Annotated in this window: 17 protein-coding genes; 2 read left to right on the top strand and 15 right to left on the bottom strand. The window is 69.5% G+C overall.

Features of this window, described 5'->3' with window-relative positions:
- Positions 1-43: 43 nt before the first annotated feature.
- The 14 genes from CPY97_RS06855 to CPY97_RS06790 form a co-directional block, all read right to left on the bottom strand.
- A complete protein-coding gene (locus tag CPY97_RS06855; RefSeq protein WP_096421353.1) occupies positions 44-727 on the bottom strand; it encodes an HAD family hydrolase in 684 nt (227 codons plus the stop codon).
- A gap of 6 nt (positions 728-733) precedes the next feature.
- Entirely contained in the window at positions 734-1144 is a 411-nt protein-coding gene (gene nusB / locus CPY97_RS06850) for a transcription antitermination factor NusB (protein ID WP_096421352.1), read from the bottom strand.
- A gap of 39 nt (positions 1145-1183) precedes the next feature.
- A complete protein-coding gene (gene efp / locus CPY97_RS06845; protein WP_096421351.1) occupies positions 1184-1747 on the bottom strand; it encodes an elongation factor P in 564 nt (187 codons plus the stop codon).
- Positions 1748-1825: 78 nt separating this feature from the next.
- Positions 1826-2269, bottom strand: a complete 444-nt coding sequence (locus tag CPY97_RS06840) for a type II 3-dehydroquinate dehydratase (RefSeq protein WP_096421350.1) — start codon at positions 2267-2269, stop codon at positions 1826-1828.
- 20 nt (positions 2270-2289) lie between these two features.
- On the bottom strand, positions 2290-3366 hold the full coding sequence (gene aroB / locus CPY97_RS06835; protein ID WP_096421349.1) for a 3-dehydroquinate synthase: 1077 nt from the start codon (positions 3364-3366) through the stop codon (positions 2290-2292).
- The gene (locus CPY97_RS06830; RefSeq protein WP_231923869.1) at positions 3363-3890 is read right to left on the bottom strand and encodes a shikimate kinase; all 528 of its coding nucleotides are present in this window, start codon (positions 3888-3890) and stop codon (positions 3363-3365) included. Before CPY97_RS06830 ends, aroB begins: the two co-directional genes overlap by 4 nt.
- Positions 3891-3894: 4 nt before the next feature.
- The gene (gene aroC, locus CPY97_RS06825) at positions 3895-5097 is read right to left on the bottom strand and encodes a chorismate synthase (RefSeq protein ID WP_096421348.1); all 1203 of its coding nucleotides are present in this window, start codon (positions 5095-5097) and stop codon (positions 3895-3897) included.
- A 52-nt stretch (positions 5098-5149) separates the two neighbouring features.
- Positions 5150-5989, bottom strand: coding sequence for a shikimate dehydrogenase (locus tag CPY97_RS06820; RefSeq protein ID WP_096421347.1), 840 nt, complete (start codon positions 5987-5989; stop codon positions 5150-5152).
- The gene (mltG, locus tag CPY97_RS06815; RefSeq protein WP_161494094.1) at positions 5982-7265 is read right to left on the bottom strand and encodes an endolytic transglycosylase MltG; all 1284 of its coding nucleotides are present in this window, start codon (positions 7263-7265) and stop codon (positions 5982-5984) included. Before mltG ends, CPY97_RS06820 begins: the two co-directional genes overlap by 8 nt.
- Positions 7262-7729 carry a Holliday junction resolvase RuvX gene (ruvX, locus tag CPY97_RS06810; RefSeq protein WP_096421345.1) on the bottom strand — a complete coding sequence of 156 codons (468 nt, stop codon included), beginning with the start codon at positions 7727-7729 and terminating at the stop codon, positions 7262-7264. Before ruvX ends, mltG begins: the two co-directional genes overlap by 4 nt.
- 5 nt (positions 7730-7734) lie before the next feature.
- Positions 7735-10392 carry an alanine--tRNA ligase gene (gene alaS, locus CPY97_RS06805; RefSeq protein ID WP_096421344.1) on the bottom strand — a complete coding sequence of 886 codons (2658 nt, stop codon included), beginning with the start codon at positions 10390-10392 and terminating at the stop codon, positions 7735-7737.
- Between the two features lie 3 nt (positions 10393-10395).
- A complete protein-coding gene (locus tag CPY97_RS06800) occupies positions 10396-10623 on the bottom strand; it encodes a hypothetical protein (RefSeq protein ID WP_096421343.1) in 228 nt (75 codons plus the stop codon).
- A 138-nt stretch (positions 10624-10761) separates the two neighbouring features.
- Positions 10762-11391: a 30S ribosomal protein S4 gene (gene rpsD / locus CPY97_RS06795; RefSeq protein ID WP_096421342.1), complete on the bottom strand. Its 630-nt coding sequence runs from the start codon at positions 11389-11391 to the stop codon at positions 10762-10764.
- Positions 11392-11556: 165 nt separating this feature from the next.
- Positions 11557-12903: a replication-associated recombination protein A gene (locus CPY97_RS06790; RefSeq protein WP_096421341.1), complete on the bottom strand. Its 1347-nt coding sequence runs from the start codon at positions 12901-12903 to the stop codon at positions 11557-11559.
- Between the two features lie 102 nt (positions 12904-13005).
- Here CPY97_RS06790 and CPY97_RS06785 point away from each other — a divergent pair, with 102 nt between their 5' ends.
- A complete protein-coding gene (locus CPY97_RS06785) occupies positions 13006-13776 on the top strand; it encodes a peptidylprolyl isomerase (RefSeq protein ID WP_096421340.1) in 771 nt (256 codons plus the stop codon).
- A 113-nt stretch (positions 13777-13889) separates the two neighbouring features.
- Positions 13890-15122: a DUF349 domain-containing protein gene (locus CPY97_RS06780; protein WP_096421339.1), complete on the top strand. Its 1233-nt coding sequence runs from the start codon at positions 13890-13892 to the stop codon at positions 15120-15122.
- A gap of 99 nt (positions 15123-15221) precedes the next feature.
- Here CPY97_RS06780 and CPY97_RS06775 read toward each other — a convergent pair whose 3' ends face one another.
- A complete protein-coding gene (locus CPY97_RS06775; RefSeq protein WP_150129172.1) occupies positions 15222-16466 on the bottom strand; it encodes an IS701 family transposase in 1245 nt (414 codons plus the stop codon).
- Positions 16467-16570: the final 104 nt, after the last annotated feature.

The following is a 16570-nucleotide window of genomic DNA, read 5'->3' as shown; positions in this document are numbered from 1 at the left end:
GAGGAGAGGTTCCGTATTCCTGGACGCGAAATTTACGTGACGTTCACTCTGTCGTCGCCGCGCCGTCGCGAACCGTGCGGAGCTCGTCGAGCACGTCCTGGATGCGCGGTGCACGGACGCTGGGGGTGGCCTCCGGTTGAGCGTGCCGCTCAATGAGACCGGTGAGGCCTCCGCGCGCGGCCACCGGCGCCAGGTCATTCACCCAGATGTCCCCGACCGACACCAGCGGCTCTCCGGAATTCCAGCCCAGGCGGTCCGGCTGCGCGAGCAAGCGCTCGAGTCCGCCGGGCTTGCGCGCGTCCCCCACCACGTCGTCGATGAGGGACGCGATGCCGAGCGTCTCCAGCAGGGCCGAGGTGCCCGCCCCCGGCGCGTTGGTGACGAGAACCCGGCGATAGTCCGACCACTCTCCGAGAAGTTCGTGGATCCCGTCCGGTGCCGAGATGTCGAGGTGACCCGAGTCGAGTGCCCGCCTCGAGCGCGTGTACGCCGTGCTGAGCGCCGCGTCGTTCAGGCCATGCTGTCGCGCGAGGTGCGCCACGGCCTGGTATCCGTCAACCACCCCCTCGATCGTCGACACGCGCGTAGCGAGAAACGCGTCGAGGGGTTCGTTGATCAGCGCCGGGTCGCCCCCGAGTAACGCGGCGACCTCGGCGGCGTAGGCGCGCACCGGGGCATCACCCAGGCACAGCGTCCCATCGAAATCGAGGATCAGGACGCCGCGCACGCCGACCTAGCGACCGTCGGCGATCGCCCCGAGAACGCCGTTCACGAAGGCCGCCGAGTCATCAGTCGACAGCAGCGTCGCCGCCTCGATCGCCTCGCTGATCGCGACCGCGTCGGGCACCTCGGGGTTGTGCAGAAGCTCCCAGACGGCGACGCGGAGGATCGCGCGGTCGACGGCGGGCATGCGGGCGAGGCTCCAGCCCGTCGCGTGCAGTTCGATCAGACGGTCGATGCCGTCGGCGTTGTCGATCACGCCGCGCACGATTTCCTCGGCGTACGGCCAGCTCGACGAGCGCTGGGGCTGGGCGGCAGAGCGCTCGGCCTCCTCGCGCAGGATGTCGCGCAGGCTCGCCTGGCGAACGTCGGCGATATAGAGCATGTCGAGGGCGCGCTTGCGCGCCTTCGTGCGGGCGCTCACGCGTGGCCCCGCGGGGCTCGGATCGGGTGCGTCACGACGCTAGTCGTTGACGCGGCCGAGGTAGTCGCCCGTGCGGGTGTCGACCTTGACCTTCGTGTTCGCATCGAGGAACAGCGGAACCTGGATCTCGTAGCCGGTCTCGAGCGTGGCGGGCTTCGTGCCGCCGGTCGAGCGGTCGCCCTGCAGGCCCGGCTCGGTGTACGTGACCTCGAGCACCACCGACGCGGGCAGGTCGAGGTAGAGCGCGACGCCCTCGTGCATGGCGATCGTCACGTTCTGGTTCTCAAGCATGAAGTTCTTCGCGTCGCCGACGGTCTCCGACGGGACCGTGATCTGGTCGTAGTCGGTGAGGTCCATGAAGACGAAGCCGTCGCCGTCCTGGTAGAGGTACTGGTAGTCGCGGCGGTCAACGACGGCGAAGTCGATCTTGGTGCCCGCGTTGAACGTCTTGTCGACGACCTTGCCACTCGTGACGTTCTTCAGCTTGGTGCGTACGAACGCGCCGCCCTTGCCTGGCTTCACGTGCTGGAACTCGATGACGCTCCAGAGCTGGCCGTCGAGCGAGAGGACGCTACCGTTCTTGATGTCGTTCGTGGTGGCCATGGCGTGTTCGTATCCGTTCGTTTGGTACACAAAGTCGTGTGCGGTGCGCCGCGCACCGCCGGGGAAGTCTAGTCGACGCTAACCTTGGCGCCGCACCTGGTCGAGGGCGAGCAGGTAGGAGTGCTGACCGAAGCCGGCGATGACACCGGTCGCGACGCCGCTGATCACACTCGTGTGTCGGAACGTCTCGCGCGCGTGGGGGTTCGACAGGTGCACCTCGATCAGCGGAAGGCCCGCCTCCGTCACGAGAGCGGCGGCATCCCGCAGGGCGTACGAGTAGTGCGTGAAGGCGGCGGGGTTCAGGATGACGGGCAGGCGCTCGTCAACGGCCTCGTGCATCCAGCCGATCAGGGTCGCCTCGTCGTTCGTCTGGCGCACGTCGAGGGCGACGTCCGGATGGTGCTCGGCGAGCATCCGCTCGATGTCAGCGAGGCTCATCGTGCCGTAGATTTCGGGCTGCCGGGTGCCGAGCCGATCGAGGTTCGGGCCGTTCAGCACCAGCACGCGGTCGGTGTCTGCCATGCGTTCACCCTACTGGCGGCTCAAGAGCCGACCTCTTGGTACGCGCTGAACAGCAGCGACTCGTCGGTCCCGTTGAGAACCCGGGGGCGGCCGACGTCATCGAGCACGATGAAGCGCAGCATGCCCGCACGCGTCTTCTTGTCGCGCTGCATGGTCGCCAGCAACGTCTTCCAGCGTCCAATCGGATACGAGGTTGGCAGGGTGAGCGACTCGAGGATCGCGCGGTGGCGGTCGACGACGGCGTCGGGAAGACCCGTGGCGAGCCTCGACAGCTCGGCGGCGAAGATCATGCCGATGGCGACCGCCGAACCGTGTCGCCACCGGTAGCGCTCGGCGTGCTCGATGGCGTGTCCGAGGGTGTGGCCGTAGTTCAGAATCTCGCGACGGCCCTGTTCGGTGAAGTCGTCGCTGACAACCTCGGCCTTCACGCGAATGGCGCGTTCGATGAGTTCACGGAAGACCGCGCTGCTCGGGTCGGTCGCCGTCTCCACGTCAGCCTCGATGAGCTCGAGGATGCGCTCATCGGCGATGAAGCCGGCCTTCACGATCTCGGCAAACCCGGCAAGGATGTCGTTCTTCGGGAGCGTCGCGACAAGGTCGAGGTCGGCGACGACCGCGCGCGGCGCCCAGAAGGCGCCGACGAGGTTCTTGCCCTCGGCGGTGTTGATGCCGGTCTTGCCGCCGACGGCCGCATCAACGGCTCCGAGCACGGTCGTCGGAACGGCGACCCACGGCACGCCACGCAGCCAGGTGGCGGCGACGAAGCCGGCGAGGTCTGTGGTCGCTCCCCCACCGAGCCCCACGATCGCGTCGGTGCGCGTGAAGTCGGTTTGGCCGAGAATCTGCCAGCAGAAGGCCGCGACCTCCACCCGCTTGGCCCCTTCGGCGTCGGGCACCTCGGCGAGCAGCACCTCAGTGCGGCCCGCCAGTTGCTCGCGCAGGCGTTCGGCGGCGGGCGCCATCGCGGGCGCGTGGATCACGAGCACTTTGGCGGCGTTCGGCGGCAGCACGGAGCCGAGAGAATCGACGAGGCCGCGGCCGACGTGGACGTCGTAGCCCCCGCCCGAGGCAACGGAGATGATCGTGGCGTCCGTCATGACGCTTCCTTCCCCTCGGGCGCACCCAGGCGCACCCAGTCGGCAATCTCGATGGCGATGGTGTCGGCGGGGCGACGGGAGGTGTCCCAGGTGGCCCGCGCGAGCATCCGATAGGTCGGCATGCGGCGCTCGACGAGGGCCGCCCACTGCGCAACGCCGCCCGCGACGAGGGGGCGCGACGAGCCCGACCGGGTGAGGCGCGCCTCAGCGGCCTCCTCGGTGATCGTGAGCAGCGCGATGGGGAGGCCGGCGAGGCGGTCTGCCGTCTCTGGGGTCATGACCGCTCCCCCGCCGAGCGCGACGACCGCGCCGTCGAGGGTGAGCGCGTCGGCGACCGCATCACGCTCGTAGGCGCGGAACGTCGGCTCACCCTCGTGCTCGAAAATCTCGGGGATCGGGCCGTGACGATCCACGATCATCCGGTCGGTGTCCACGAACTCCGTCTCGAGAGAGCGCGCGATGCGCTTACCGATTCTCGTCTTGCCGGCCGCCGGCGGGCCGATCAACACGACGGCGGGATGCACGCGGTCAGTCACCGGTGATGACGGCTGTCGCGAGCGTGGCCGGGATAGCGGCGCGGTACGCCTCGAGGTTGCGCCGTGTTTCGGCGACGGAGTCGCCGCCGAACTTGTCGAGCACCGCGTCGGCGACGACAAGCGCCACCATGGCTTCGGCGACCACCCCAGCGGCGGGGACAGCGCAGACGTCGGAGCGCTGGTGGTGGGCGGGTGCGGCGTCGCCGGTCGCGGTATCGATCGTTCGCAGGGCGTGCGGCACCGTCGCGATCGGCTTCATGCCGGCGCGCACGCGCAACACCGTGCCGGTCGACATGCCACCCTCGGTGCCTCCCGCGCGGTCGGTGAGGCGTTCGACGAGGCCGTCGCCGGGCACCAGCTCGTCGTGTGCGGCCGAGCCGCGGCGACGGGTCGTCTCGAAGCCGTCTCCGACCTCAACGCCCTTGATGGCCTGGATTCCCATGAGCGCGTGCGCGAGCTTCGCGTCGAGGCGACGGTCCCAGTGGGTGTACGAGCCGAGGCCCGGGGGCACGCCGTAGGCGAGCACTTCGACGACGCCGCCGAGCGTGTCGCCGTCTTTGTGGGCCGCGTCGACCTCGGCCACCATCGCCGCGGATGTCTCAGCGTGCAGGCAGCGCAGCGGGTCGGCGTCGAGGCGATCAACATCGCCGGGACGCGGCAGCGGGGCGTCGTCGGGCACCCGCACGGGGCCGATCGAGAGGGTGTGGCTGACAAGGCGGATACCGAGCTCAGCGAGGAAGGCGCGGGCGACGGCGCCGAGGGCGACGCGCGCGGCGGTCTCACGGGCGCTCGCGCGCTCGAGCACGGGGCGCGACTCGTCGAAGCCGTACTTCTGCATGCCGACGAGGTCGGCGTGGCCGGGGCGGGGGCGCGTGAGCGGGGCGGCGCGGCCGCCCGTCAGCTCGGCGGGGTCGACCGGGTCGGGGCTCATCACGGTGGTCCACTTGGGCCACTCGGTGTTGCCGATGCGCAGCGCGACGGGGCTGCCCATGGTGACGCCGTGGCGAATGCCGCCCGAGATGTCGAGCTGGTCGGCCTCGAACTTCATGCGCGCGCCGCGCCCATAGCCGAGCTTGCGGCGCGCAAGGTCGGCCTGAATGGCCTCACGCGTGACGGGCACCCCGGCGGGGAGGCCTTCCAGAATGGCCACGAGTTCGGGCCCGTGCGATTCTCCAGCGGTCAACCAGCGCAGCATTGTTCCATCCTCCCACGGCTATTCGAGCGCGGGATGCACGGGGTGCGGCCCGTCAGGACGCCTCCGGCAGCGCGGCGCGCATCGCCGCCTCGACCAGTTCCTCGTCCGGCAGCGGCGACTCCGTCTGGCCGCTGACGAAGAAGCGCACCTGGCGGACGGCCTGGTGCAGCAACATGTCACGGCCGGACGCCACGCGACCGCCTGCGGCCAGCCACGGTTCGGCAAGCGGGCCCGGCCACGGCGAGTAGGTGACGTCCAGCGCGACCGCGTTCGGCGCATCCGTCAGGGTCAGCGGGGTGGGCAGGGGAACGCCGTTCGGAAGAGTCCAGGCGACGACGTCTGTGCCGTCGACCAGGTGGCGAAGCTCGGCGACGTCGACGAGGTCGAGTTCGAGACCGAGCTCCTCGGCGAGTCGGGCGAACGTTACCGCCCGGGAGGGGTCGCGGACGAGCGTGGTGACGCCGCGGAGACCCAGGTGGTCGAGCGCCACGAGCACGCTGCGCGCCGTCGCGCCCGCCCCAACGACCACGGCGTGTTCGACGTCGGTCGCGCCCGCATCGGCGAGAGCACGCTCGACGCCTGCGACGTCGGTGTTGCGGGCGATACGGCGACCGCCGTCGAGCAGCAGCGTGTTGGCGGCGCCCGTCAACTCGACGGTGCGATCGGCGCCGTCGGCAAGTTCGGCCGTCTCCTCCTTGAGGGGCATCGTGACCGACAGCCCGCGCCACTGACGGTCGAGGCCGTCGACGAACGCGGTAAGGCCTCCGGCGCGCACCTCGTGGCGGTCGTAGCCCCAGTCGAGGCCGAGTGCGCGGTAGGCCGCGCGGTGCAGGGCAGGAGACAGCGAGTGCGCGATCGGCGAACCGATCACGGCGAGCCGGCGATCAGGCACAGAACTGCGCGTTCTCGTCGCTCTCGCGACACCACGCGCGCAGGCGTTCGACGCCCTGCTCGTGCTCGGCGAGCGTGACCGAGAACTGCGTCTCGCCCGTCGCGAGGTTCACCGTGACGAAGTAGATCCAGTCGCCCTCGGCGGGGTTCAGGGCCGCGTCGATGGCGAGATCGCCGGGGGCGGCAATCGGCCCAATGGGCAGTCCCACGATGGCGTAGGTGTTGTACGGGTTGTCCGCTTCGAGCGCGTCCGCGCTCGACCACACCGAGCCGGTGTCGCCCGCGCCGTACTGGGTCGCCGAGTCGAACTGCAGCATCATGTCGATCTCGAGGCGGTTCTGAATGACGCGCGAGACGCGGAAGAAGTCCTCGTCGAGCCGCGCTTCGCGCTGAATCAGCGAGGCGATGGTGAGCACCTCGTGACGGTCCTCTGCAGCGACGCCCCGAGCATCCAGGCGAGAGAAGGTCTCGTTCACCATGCGCTGGATGTGGTCGAACGCGGTGCCGCCCGGCTCGAACGTGTAGGTCGCCGGGAACAGGTAGCCCTCGATGTTCGGGGCCTCGTCGGGGATGCCGAGTGCCGCGAGGTCGTCGGCGACCGTCTCGTAATCCTCGATGGGCACACCGGTCGCGTCAGACAGCGCGGCGAACACCTCGCCGGCGCGCAGGCCCTCCCGCACGAGCGCGCGGATCGTGATGATGTTCTCGGGGTCGCGCAGGATATCGAGGGCGGCCTGGGCCGACATCTGCTCCTGCAGTTCGTAGGTGCCCGGCTGGAACTGGATGCTCGGATCGGCGAGCAGCAGGTCGTAGAACGCGTCGAAGGTCATGGTGACGCCGGCGTCGACCAGGTTCGTGGCGACGTCCGAGCCGATGTCCCCCGGCTTGATCGCGAAGAGCACCTCGGTGCCGTTGCCGGCCCCCTCGTAGTCGTTGGGCAGTTCGATGCCGAGCAGGCTGCGGATCTGCGGCTCGTAGTTCGACCAGGCCCAGTATGCGGCGGCACCTGCGCCGCCGAGCAGCAGCAGGAATACGGCGAGCAGCACCCACGGCCACTTTCGCCGCCGCTTCTTCGGCGGCGCGCCAGCACCGGCGTCGCCACGCGACCGGCTCAGGCGCCCGCCCACGGCCCGGGCCTCGCGCCGGCTCTGCGGCGCGGCGGCGGTGGGGGGCGGAGCGGCCGCCTCGGGTTCGTCGCTCGGCTGGGTGCGGAAGATCGCATCCCAGGCGTCGTCGTTCGCGTCGGCGCCGGCGCTGTCGGGGCGGGAGTCGGTCACGATGTCGGGTGTCCTCCGTCGGCCGTCAGGATGGCGCCCGGCGCGTCCCCGCGGGAACGCTCATGGTCGAGCGCGTGCTGGAGCAGAATAACAGCGGCCACTTGGTCGACGACCGAGCGGCTCGACTTCGTCGTGCGGCCAGCGCCGTGCAGGGCGCGCTGGGCGGAGACGGTGGTGAGTCGCTCGTCGACGAGCCGCACGGCCAGCCCGCGGGCGGCGAGTTCTGCCGCCAGCTGCCGGGCATCGGCCGTCGATGCGGTGTCAGCACCGCTCATCGACAGCGGCAGCCCCACGACGAGTTCGATTACGTCGTGTTCTGTGGCGAGGGCAACCAGGCGGTCGACCGTGTCGGGACGACGCGGCACCGTCTCGACCGGGGTGGCGAGTATGCCGTGCAGATCGCTTTTCGCGACACCGACGCGGGCCTTCCCCACGTCGATGCCGAGCCGCACTCCCGACCGCACGGGGTTTAGCCTCGAAGCGCGTCGCGAACGGCCGCCAGCGCGTCACCCACCTGGTCGAGGTTGGGTCCACCGCCCTGGGCCAGGTCGTCCTTGCCGCCTCCGCCGCCGCCGAGAACGGCGGAAGCCCGCTTCGCGAGATCGCCCGCGCGGGCGCCGACGTCCCGAGCCTCGGGGGTCGTCGCGACGATGACGGTCGCCTTGCCGGAGTTCGCGCCGGCGAGCGCGACCACGGCGGGCTGGCCCGCGAGTCGCTCGCGCACCGACTGGGCGAGCCGACGCACATCATCGGCCGACGACACGGCGCCGAGGTCGGCGGCGACGAGCTGCACGGCGCCGAGCGACTCAGCCGACTGAGCGAGTGCGGGCACACGCTCGGACAGCTTCTGAGCCTCGAACTGCTGGATGCGCTTCTCGGCGCTCTTCAGCTGCTGGGCGAGGTCGGCGATGCGGTCGGCGAGGTTTTCGCGCGGCGTCTTCAGCTGCGCGGTGAGCTGCTGCACCAGCGCGCGCTCGGCGGCGAATTCGCGGAACGCCTCCAGCCCGACGAGCGCCTCGACGCGGCGGTTCGTCGAGCCGACGCTCGACTCGCTCACGAGGCTGATCATGCCGATCTCGGCCGAGCGCGACACGTGCGTGCCGGCACACAACTCGCGCGACCAGGGGCCACCGATGTCGACGACGCGCACGCGGTCTCCGTACTTCTCGCCGAACAGCGCCGTCGCGCCGAGCGACTTCGCCTCGTCGAGCCCCATCACGCGGGTTTCGACGGCGAGGTTGTCGCGCACGGCGATGTTGCTGATCTCCTCGATCTCGCTGCGGGTTTCCGGGCTGAGTGCCTGGTTCCAGCTGAAGTCGAGGCGCATGTAGCCAGCCTTGTTGTACGAACCGGACTGGTGGGCCTCCGAACCGAGGGTCTGGCGCAGGGCGGCGTGGATGACGTGGGTCGCCGAGTGCGCCTGGGTCGCCGAGCGGCGGTATTCGCGGTCGACGATCGACCGAGCGGCCATGCCGACCGCGACCTCGCCCGTGCGCACCTCGACGCGGTGGCTGACGAGCCCCGCAATCGGACGCTGCACGTCGAGGACGTCGAGTTCGAAGCTGTGGCCGACAATCGCGCCTTCATCCGCGTCCTGGCCGCCCGACTCGGCGTACAGGGTCGTGTCGGCGAGGATCACCTCGGCGAGCTGGCCGGCGCTCGCCCGGTCGACGCTCTGGCCGTCGACGATGATGCCGACGACCGTGGTCTCGGCCTCCAGCTCGTCGTAGCCCAGGAATCGCGTCTCGCCGAGGGAGCGGAAGCTGCCGTACACCGACACGTCGGCGAGCACGGCCTTCTTCGACTTGGCGTCGGCCTTCGCCCGCGCGCGCTGCTCAGCCATGAGGGTGTCGAAGGCGGCGCGGTCGACCGACAGCCCCGCTTCCTCCGCCATTTCCAGCGTCAGGTCGATCGGGAAGCCGAACGTGTCGTGCAACTGGAAGGCAGTGTCCCCGGGAAGCACGCTGCCGCCTGACCGCGTGGTCTCGGCGACGGCCACATCCAGGATGCTCGTGCCGCTCGCGAGCGTCCGCAGGAATGCGTCCTCCTCGCCGAGTGCGAGGCGCGAGACGCGGTCATAGTTCTGTGAGACCTCCGGGTACGCGGCGCTCATCGCGTCGCGCGAGGCGGCGAACAGCACCTCGAAGCTCGGGGCGTCCACGCCGAGCAGACGCATCGCGCGGATCGAGCGACGCATGAGGCGGCGCAGGATGTAGCCGCGCCCCTCGTTGCCGGGCGCGACACCGTCGGTCATCAGCATGAGGCTGGAGCGCACGTGATCGGCGATGACGCGCATCCGCACGTCGTCGTCGTGGCTCACACCGTAGCGGCGGCCCGACAGCTCGGCCGCCGCGTCGAGGACGGGGCGCACCTGGTCGATCTCGTACATGTTCTCGACGCCCTGCTTCAAGAACGCGACGCGCTCCATGCCCATGCCGGTGTCGATGTTCTTGTTCGGCAGCTCTCCGAGAATGCGGAACTCGGTCTTCGACGTGACCTGGTCGATCGCGTACTGCATGAACACGAGATTCCAGATCTCGATGTAGCGCGTGTCGTCAACGGCCGGCCCGCCCTCGGGCCCATAGGCGGGGCCGCGGTCGAAATAGATCTCGCTGCACGGGCCCGCGGGGCCCGGCTGCCCGGTTGACCAGTAATTGTCTTCCTTACCCATCGACTGGATGCGCTCATCGGGAAGCCCCGCGATGCGCTTCCACAGCTGACGCGCCTCGTCGTCGTCTTCGTAGACGGTGACCCAGAGGTCTTTCTCGTCGAAGCCGAGGCCGCCGTCGGCCTCCGACATCGTGAGCAACTCCCAGGCGTACTCGATCGCGCCTTCCTTGAAGTAGTCGCCGAACGAGAAGTTGCCGTTCATCTGGAAGAACGTGCCGTGCCGGGTGGTCTTGCCGACCTCCTCGATGTCGTTCGTGCGAATGCACTTCTGCACGCTGGTGGCGCGCGGGTACGGCGCCGGCACGACACCGGTCAGGTACGGGATGAACGGCACCATGCCCGCGATCGTGAACATGACCGTGGGATCATCGGCGATCAGGCTGGCGCTGGGGACGACGGTGTGGCCCCGCTGCCCGAAGTAGTCGAGCCAGCGGCGCTGAATATCGGCGGTCTGCACCGGTTACTTCAGCTTGTTCGACAGATCAGCGATCGTGTCTTCCGCTTCGGCGACGGCGGCGCGCAGCTCGGCCTCGCGCTGCTTGTAGCCGTCGATGACGGCCGAGCCGAACTCGCGGGCGCGGGCGTCAACCTCGTCGAAGAACTGGGCGCCCTGCTCGGTGCGCGAGTACTGGTGGGCGGCGACGGCACCCACCGCAACGCCGACGATGAACCAGAGAGCGTTCTTCATGAGGGACTCCTTACAGCCGAGGTGTGGTGGCGTGCGCGGTCTCGCGCGTACGGGCAGTCACCCAGCCTAGCGGCCCCGAGAACGACGTCGGGGGCCCGGCAAACATGCCGAGCCCCCGACGGGGTGAATCAGTGTGCGCTAGCGCGCGGCGTAGTACTCAACGACGAGCTGCACGTCACAGGTGACGGGCACCTCGGCACGCTTCGGGCGGCGCACCAGGCGCGCCTGCAGCTTGTCGAGCTCGACCTCGAGGTAGCCCGGGGTCTTCGGCAGCACGTCGACGTGGCCACCGGCGGCGGCGACCTGGAACGGCTCCATGCCCTCGCTCTTCGGCTTGACGTGGATGAGCTGGCCCGGCTTCACGCGGAACGACGGGCGGTCGACGAGCTGGCCGTCGACGAGGATGTGGCGGTGCACGACCATCTGACGGGCCTGCGCGGTGGTGCGGGCGAAGCCGGCGCGCAGCACGAGCGCGTCGAGGCGCATCTCGAGCAGCTCGACCAGGTTCTCACCGGTCATGCCCTCGGTGCGGCGGGCCTCCTGGAACACGTTGCGCAGCTGCGCCTCGCGAATGCCGTACTGGGCGCGCAGACGCTGCTTCTCGCGCAGACGGACCGCGTAGTCGCTGTCCTGCTTGCGGCGGGTGCGGCCGTGCTCACCAGGGCCATAGGGACGCTTCTCGAGGTACTTGGCGGCCTTCGGGGTGAGGGCGATGCCGAGCGAGCGCGAGAGGCGGGTCTTGCTGCGGGTACGTGACTTAGTCGACACGAACGGTTTCCTTCCATGACGTGGCCGCGGCGTTCGCGACTCACGGACGTACATCCCGCCTCCCTGCCCGGGCGCACGTCGCAGCGTTCCGGAGGATCCGATAAGGAAAGGGTGGGATGTGCTCGTGACCTGACGAGCCGGTAAAGCTTAGCAGAATGGCGGCGTTCAGCCCTCGCTCGCGCGGCCCCGCACGATCGCGCGCAACTTTTCGAGCCGGGCGGCGATGTCGCGCTCGGCACCGCGAGCCGTCGGTCGGTAGTACTCGCGCCCCACGAGGCGGTCCGGAAGGTACTGCTGCGTCGAGACGCCGTGCTCGTCGTCGTGGGGGTAGCGGTACCCCTTTCCGTGGCCAAGTGTTTTCGCGCCGGGGTAGTGCGCGTCGCGCAGGTGCAGGGGCACGACCCCGGCCTTCCCCGCCCGCACGTCGGCGAGAGCCGCGTCGATGCCGACGTAGGCAGCGTTCGACTTCGGCGCGGTCGCGAGGTACACCACAGCCTCGGCGAGCGGAATCCGCCCCTCCGGCATGCCGATCAGCTGCACCGCCTGGGCCGCGGCGACCGCGAGCGGCAACGCCTGCGGGTCGGCGACACCAATGTCTTCAGCCGCAGAGATGATCACGCGTCGCGCGATGAAGCGCGGGTCCTCCCCCGCCTCGATCATCCGCGCCAGGTAGTGCAGGGCGGCGTCGGGGTCGCTGCCGCGAATCGACTTGATGAACGCGCTGATGACGTCGTAGTGCTCGTCGCCGGCGCGGTCGTAGCGCAGGAGGGCCCGGTCGACGGCGGCGGAGACCGCTTCCGCCGTGATTACGGGATGCTCGTCCTCCTCATCGACGGTCGCGAGCGTTGTCTGCGCGGCCGCCTCGAGCGCGGTCAGCGCGCGCCGGGCATCCCCGGACGCCAGGCGAACGAGCGCGTCGCGCGCCTCGTCGTCGAGCGTGACGCGACCGGCGAGCCCGCGAGGGTCGACGACGGCGCGGTCCACGAGCATCCCGAGGTCGTCGTCCTCGAGCGGTTTCAGGGTGAGCAGGAGGCTGCGGCTGAGCAGCGGGGAGATCACCGAGAAGCTGGGATTCTCTGTCGTCGCGGCGATCAGCACGACCCAGCCGTTCTCGACGCCGGGGAGCAGGGCATCCTGCTGAGCCTTGGTGAATCGGTGGATCTCGTCGAGAAACAGCACGGTCGTCGAGCCGTAGAGGTCGCGGTCGCTGAGGGCGCGCTCCATGACCTCGCGCACGTCTTTGACTCCGGCCGTGATCGCCGACAGTTCGACGAAGCGGCGCCCTGACTGACGGGCGATCGCTTGGGCGAGCGTCGTCTTTCCCGTTCCGGGAGGCCCCCACAGAATCACCGAGACGGCGCTCGGGCGCGCCTCGACTCCGTCAGCGGCGAGCGCGACGAGCGGCGAACCGGGGCCCAGGAGGTGGTTTTGGCCCGCGACCTCGTCGAGCGACGTCGGGCGCATGCGAACCGCGAGCGGGGTCGCGCCGCGATGAAGCCCCTCCTGCTGCATCGCTCCAGGCTAACGGGCTGCGGTGAGGCTCCCGGGCGGGGCTCGACTAGAGTTCGACGCGGTGAAAAAACGTGGCGAGATTCGCCGCCCAAGGAGGAGCGCATGGCCCAGGCGTCGTCGAAAGATCGGGAGTCTCGCGAGCGGCTGCGCCGCTATCAGGCCAGGCAGACCGTGCACGACACCGCCGTCCGGCGCCGGAAGCGCGACAACGTGGGTGGCGTGCTGGCGCTGGTCGCCGTCATCGCCCTGTCGAGCGCCGCGCTCGTCGGCTACGAGCTCGGCCCGGGTGCGCCCGAGCCTGACCCCGAGGCGACGGTCGAGCCGACGCCGGAACCCACCGCCGAGGCGCCCGACCCGTCCCTGGCCGAAGACCGCACCTGGACAGGCCAGCTGACCCTCAACGACGAGATCGAGCTCGGCATCGAGCTCGATGGTGCCGCCGCCCCGCAGGCGGTCGCTGCCGTCACCTCCCTCATCACCGACGGGTTCTACGACGGCCTCACGTGCCACCGCCTGACCACCTCCAACATCTTCGTCCTCCAGTGCGGCGACCCCGACGGCACGGGAGGCGGCGGCCCCGACTTCCGTTTCGGTCCAGTCGAGAATGCGCCGGCCGACAGCCTGTACACAGCGGGAACTCTCGCCATGGCGCGCGTCGGCGGCGACGCGTTCAGCATGGGCAGCCAGTTCTTCATCGTCTACGGCGACTCGGCGATTCCGAGCGACGCGGCCGGTGGGTACACCGTCATTGGCGAGGTGACGTCGGGCCTCGATCTGCTGACGAGCGAGATCGTGGCCGGCGGCGTCGAGGGTGGCGCGCCCGATGGCCGCCCGCGCATCGAGACGACCATCACCTCCATCACGATCGAGTAGCGATGGATGCTCGCCCCGCCACCCAGCCGGATGCGGGGCGAGAGCGTGGAATATGCTGAACCCCGCCCGCAGGACTCGCCTGCGCGCCTGGCGTCGATGAGGATGATGCACCCGTGGCAGTGAACGAGAAGACCGCTTTCGGCCGAGTCGATGAGACCGGCACTGTCTACGTCACCGACGACGGAACAGAACGCGTCGTCGGACAGTACCCCGACGGCACCGCTGACGAGGCCCTCGCCTACTTCACGCGTAAGTACGACGACCTCGAGGGTCAGGTGCGGCTCGTCGAACAGCGTGCGCGCAGCGGAGCACCGGCCGCCGATGTGGCGAAGACAGTTGCAAGCCTGCGTCAGACGCTCACCGACGCCGCAGCCGTGGGCGACCTGCCCGCGCTGCGCGCCCGCCTGGACGCCCTCGGCGGCACCGTCGAGAAGCTGACGGAGGAGCAGCAGGCCGAGGCGAAAGCCGCACTCGAGGCCGCCATCGCCGAACGCGAGGCGATCGTTGTCGAGGCCGAGGCTCTGGCGGCAAAGGACCCGCAGTCGGTGCAGTGGAAGCAGGCGTCGACGCAGATGGAGGCCCTGTTCACCCGGTGGAAGGACCACCAGCAGTCGGGCCCTCGCCTGCCGAAGAGGCAGGCCGACGAACTCTGGAAGCGCTTCCGGACCGCCCGCGGAACGCTCGACAGCAACCGTCGCGCTTTCTTTGCGGCGCTGGATGCCGAGCACAAGGGCGCGAAGCAGGCCAAGCAGGCGTTGATCACGAAGGCCGAGGCGCTTGCCCCCCAGGGGCCCGCCGGTATCCCTGCCTATCGGCGCCTGCTCGACGAGTGGAAGGCCGCCGGCCGGGCCGGCAAGAAGGTCGACGACGCACTGTGGGCGGCGTTCAAGGCCGCGGGTGACGTTCTCTATCAGGCCAAGGCCGAGGTCGACGCCCGTGAGAACGAGGAGTTCCAGGGAAACCTCGAGCAGAAGCTGGCGCTGCTGACCGAGGCCGAACCGCTGCTGAACGCCACCGACCGCGTCGTTGCCCGCAACACGCTGACGAACATCCAGCGACGCTGGGATGCGATCGGCAAGGTCCCTCGCGACCAGGTACGTCCTATCGAGGACCGTCTGCGGAAGATCGAGCAGGCCGTGAAGGCGCTCGAGGAAGCGCACTGGGAGAAGTCCAACCCCGAGAAGAAGGCTCGCTCGGAAGGACTCGCGTCTCAGCTGCACGATGCCATCGCGCAACTCGAGGCAGAGCTCGCCGAGGCGAAGAAGGCAAAGAACGAGAAGAAGGTCGCCGAGCTCACCGAGGCACTCGAGGCGCGTCGCGCCTGGCTCGCCGCCGTCGGCGACTAGTAGTACTTGGTTAGGTTGGTCCAGCGCGTTGGCAGTAGGGGCAGTGGCTGAGCAGGCGGATGACCGCGGTCTGAAGGTCGCGGAGGATGCCGTAGAAGCTCAGGCTGCCCCGCGGGCTTTTGGGTCCGCGCTCAGGCGCTGGATCGTGATGAACAGGTGCGCGGCGCTCACGAGCGTGACGTGGTGGTGCCACCCGGGCCAGGTGCGTCCTTCGAAGTGGTCCAGGCCCAGGCCGTGCTTGAGTTCGCGGTAGTCGTGCTCGATGCGCCAGCGGATCTTCCCGAGCCGAACCAGCTCCGCGATCGGCGTGTGGGCGGGGAGGGTGGACAGCCAGTAGTCGGTGGGCTCGTCCGCGTCGTCCGGCCATTCGGCGAGTAGCCAGCACTCGGGTAGCGATCCGTCGGGCTCGCGGGGCAGGTTCCGGTTCGCGGGGCGCACCCGCGTGGCGGTGAACCGGCTGGTCATCATGCCGCGTGATCCTTGCCGCCACGACACCTGCTCGAACGCGTCGTCGCCGAGGGCTGCGATGAGGCTCTTCGCGCGGATCGGGTCACTGCGGTAGCTGGCCTGCACGGGTGGCCGCCCGCGTCCGCGGTAGGGCGGCATCTCGAACACCGCGGCTTCGGGGTGCATGCTGGTGTCCGACTTCACCTGCACCACGTAAGGGATTCCGCGGTCGGTGAGCGCGGTGCGGAAGTAGCCGATCTCGCCGTATCCGGCGTCGGCGCAGATCAGCGGCGGCAGCAGCCCCCAGCTGCGAAGCTCGTCGATCATCTCCAGCGCGAGCTCCCACTTCGGTCGATGCCGCACCGCGTCGGGGATCTGCGCCTTCACCCGCCGCGCGACGACGAGGTCGGCGTGCTCGTTGGTGTCCGAGCAGGTGTCGTCCCACGATTCGGGAAGGAACAGCCGCCAGTCCAACGGGCAAGACGCCGCATCGGTGACCGCGTGCACGGTGACACCGATCTGCACGTTCCCGACCTTTCCGAGCGTGCCCGAGTACTGCCGCGCCACCCCAGGTGAGGCTGGGCCGTCCTTGACGAACCCGGTGTCATCGACAACCCACGCCTCCGGCGACAACAGCGACGCCGCCTTACGGGCGAGCCGACGACGCACCGGCTCGACAGGCCACGGCGAGGAGGACACGAACTGCTGCAGCTGCTGATAATCGATGCCGAGCCGGTCGCCCATCGGCTGCATCGACTTCCGCCTGCCCTCCAGCATCAGGCCCTGCAGATACAGGCCACCCTTGGACCGCTGATCCTTCCGAGCCAGCGACGCGAACACCTCACCGACGAACTCGTCCAACTCGACCCGCACCCGCTCGATCTCATCCACCCGCACGCCGCGAGGTTAACAGTCACCACGACCATTAACAAGGACCTAACCAAGTACTACTAGGCAGGCGCGGGGTTATCCCCAGCGCGGGGTTGCACGCGGTTATCCTC

The sequence above is a fragment of the Microcella alkaliphila genome (assembly GCF_002355395.1).
GTDB classification, from domain to species: domain Bacteria; phylum Actinomycetota; class Actinomycetes; order Actinomycetales; family Microbacteriaceae; genus Microcella; species Microcella alkaliphila_A.
The sequence above is the reverse complement of the archived record's forward strand: the minus strand, read 5'-3'. Positions and strand labels throughout refer to the sequence as shown.

What these genes read in the sequence shown, in the direction of transcription:
- CPY97_RS06790 (WP_096421341.1), bottom strand. Translation starts at nt 12,903, where the DNA reads ATGCAGCAGGAGGGGCTTCATCGCGGCGCGACCCCGCTCGCGGTTCGC.
- aroC (WP_096421348.1), bottom strand. Translation starts at nt 5,097, where the DNA reads ATGCTGCGCTGGTTGACCGCTGGAGAATCGCACGGGCCCGAACTCGTG.
- aroB (WP_096421349.1), bottom strand. Translation starts at nt 3,366, where the DNA reads ATGACGGACGCCACGATCATCTCCGTTGCCTCGGGCGGGGGCTACGAC.
- CPY97_RS06840 (WP_096421350.1), bottom strand. Translation starts at nt 2,269, where the DNA reads ATGGCAGACACCGACCGCGTGCTGGTGCTGAACGGCCCGAACCTCGAT.
- CPY97_RS06785 (WP_096421340.1), top strand. Translation starts at nt 13,006, where the DNA reads ATGGCCCAGGCGTCGTCGAAAGATCGGGAGTCTCGCGAGCGGCTGCGC.
- CPY97_RS06800 (WP_096421343.1), bottom strand. Translation starts at nt 10,623, where the DNA reads ATGAAGAACGCTCTCTGGTTCATCGTCGGCGTTGCGGTGGGTGCCGTC.
- efp (WP_096421351.1), bottom strand. Translation starts at nt 1,747, where the DNA reads ATGGCCACCACGAACGACATCAAGAACGGTAGCGTCCTCTCGCTCGAC.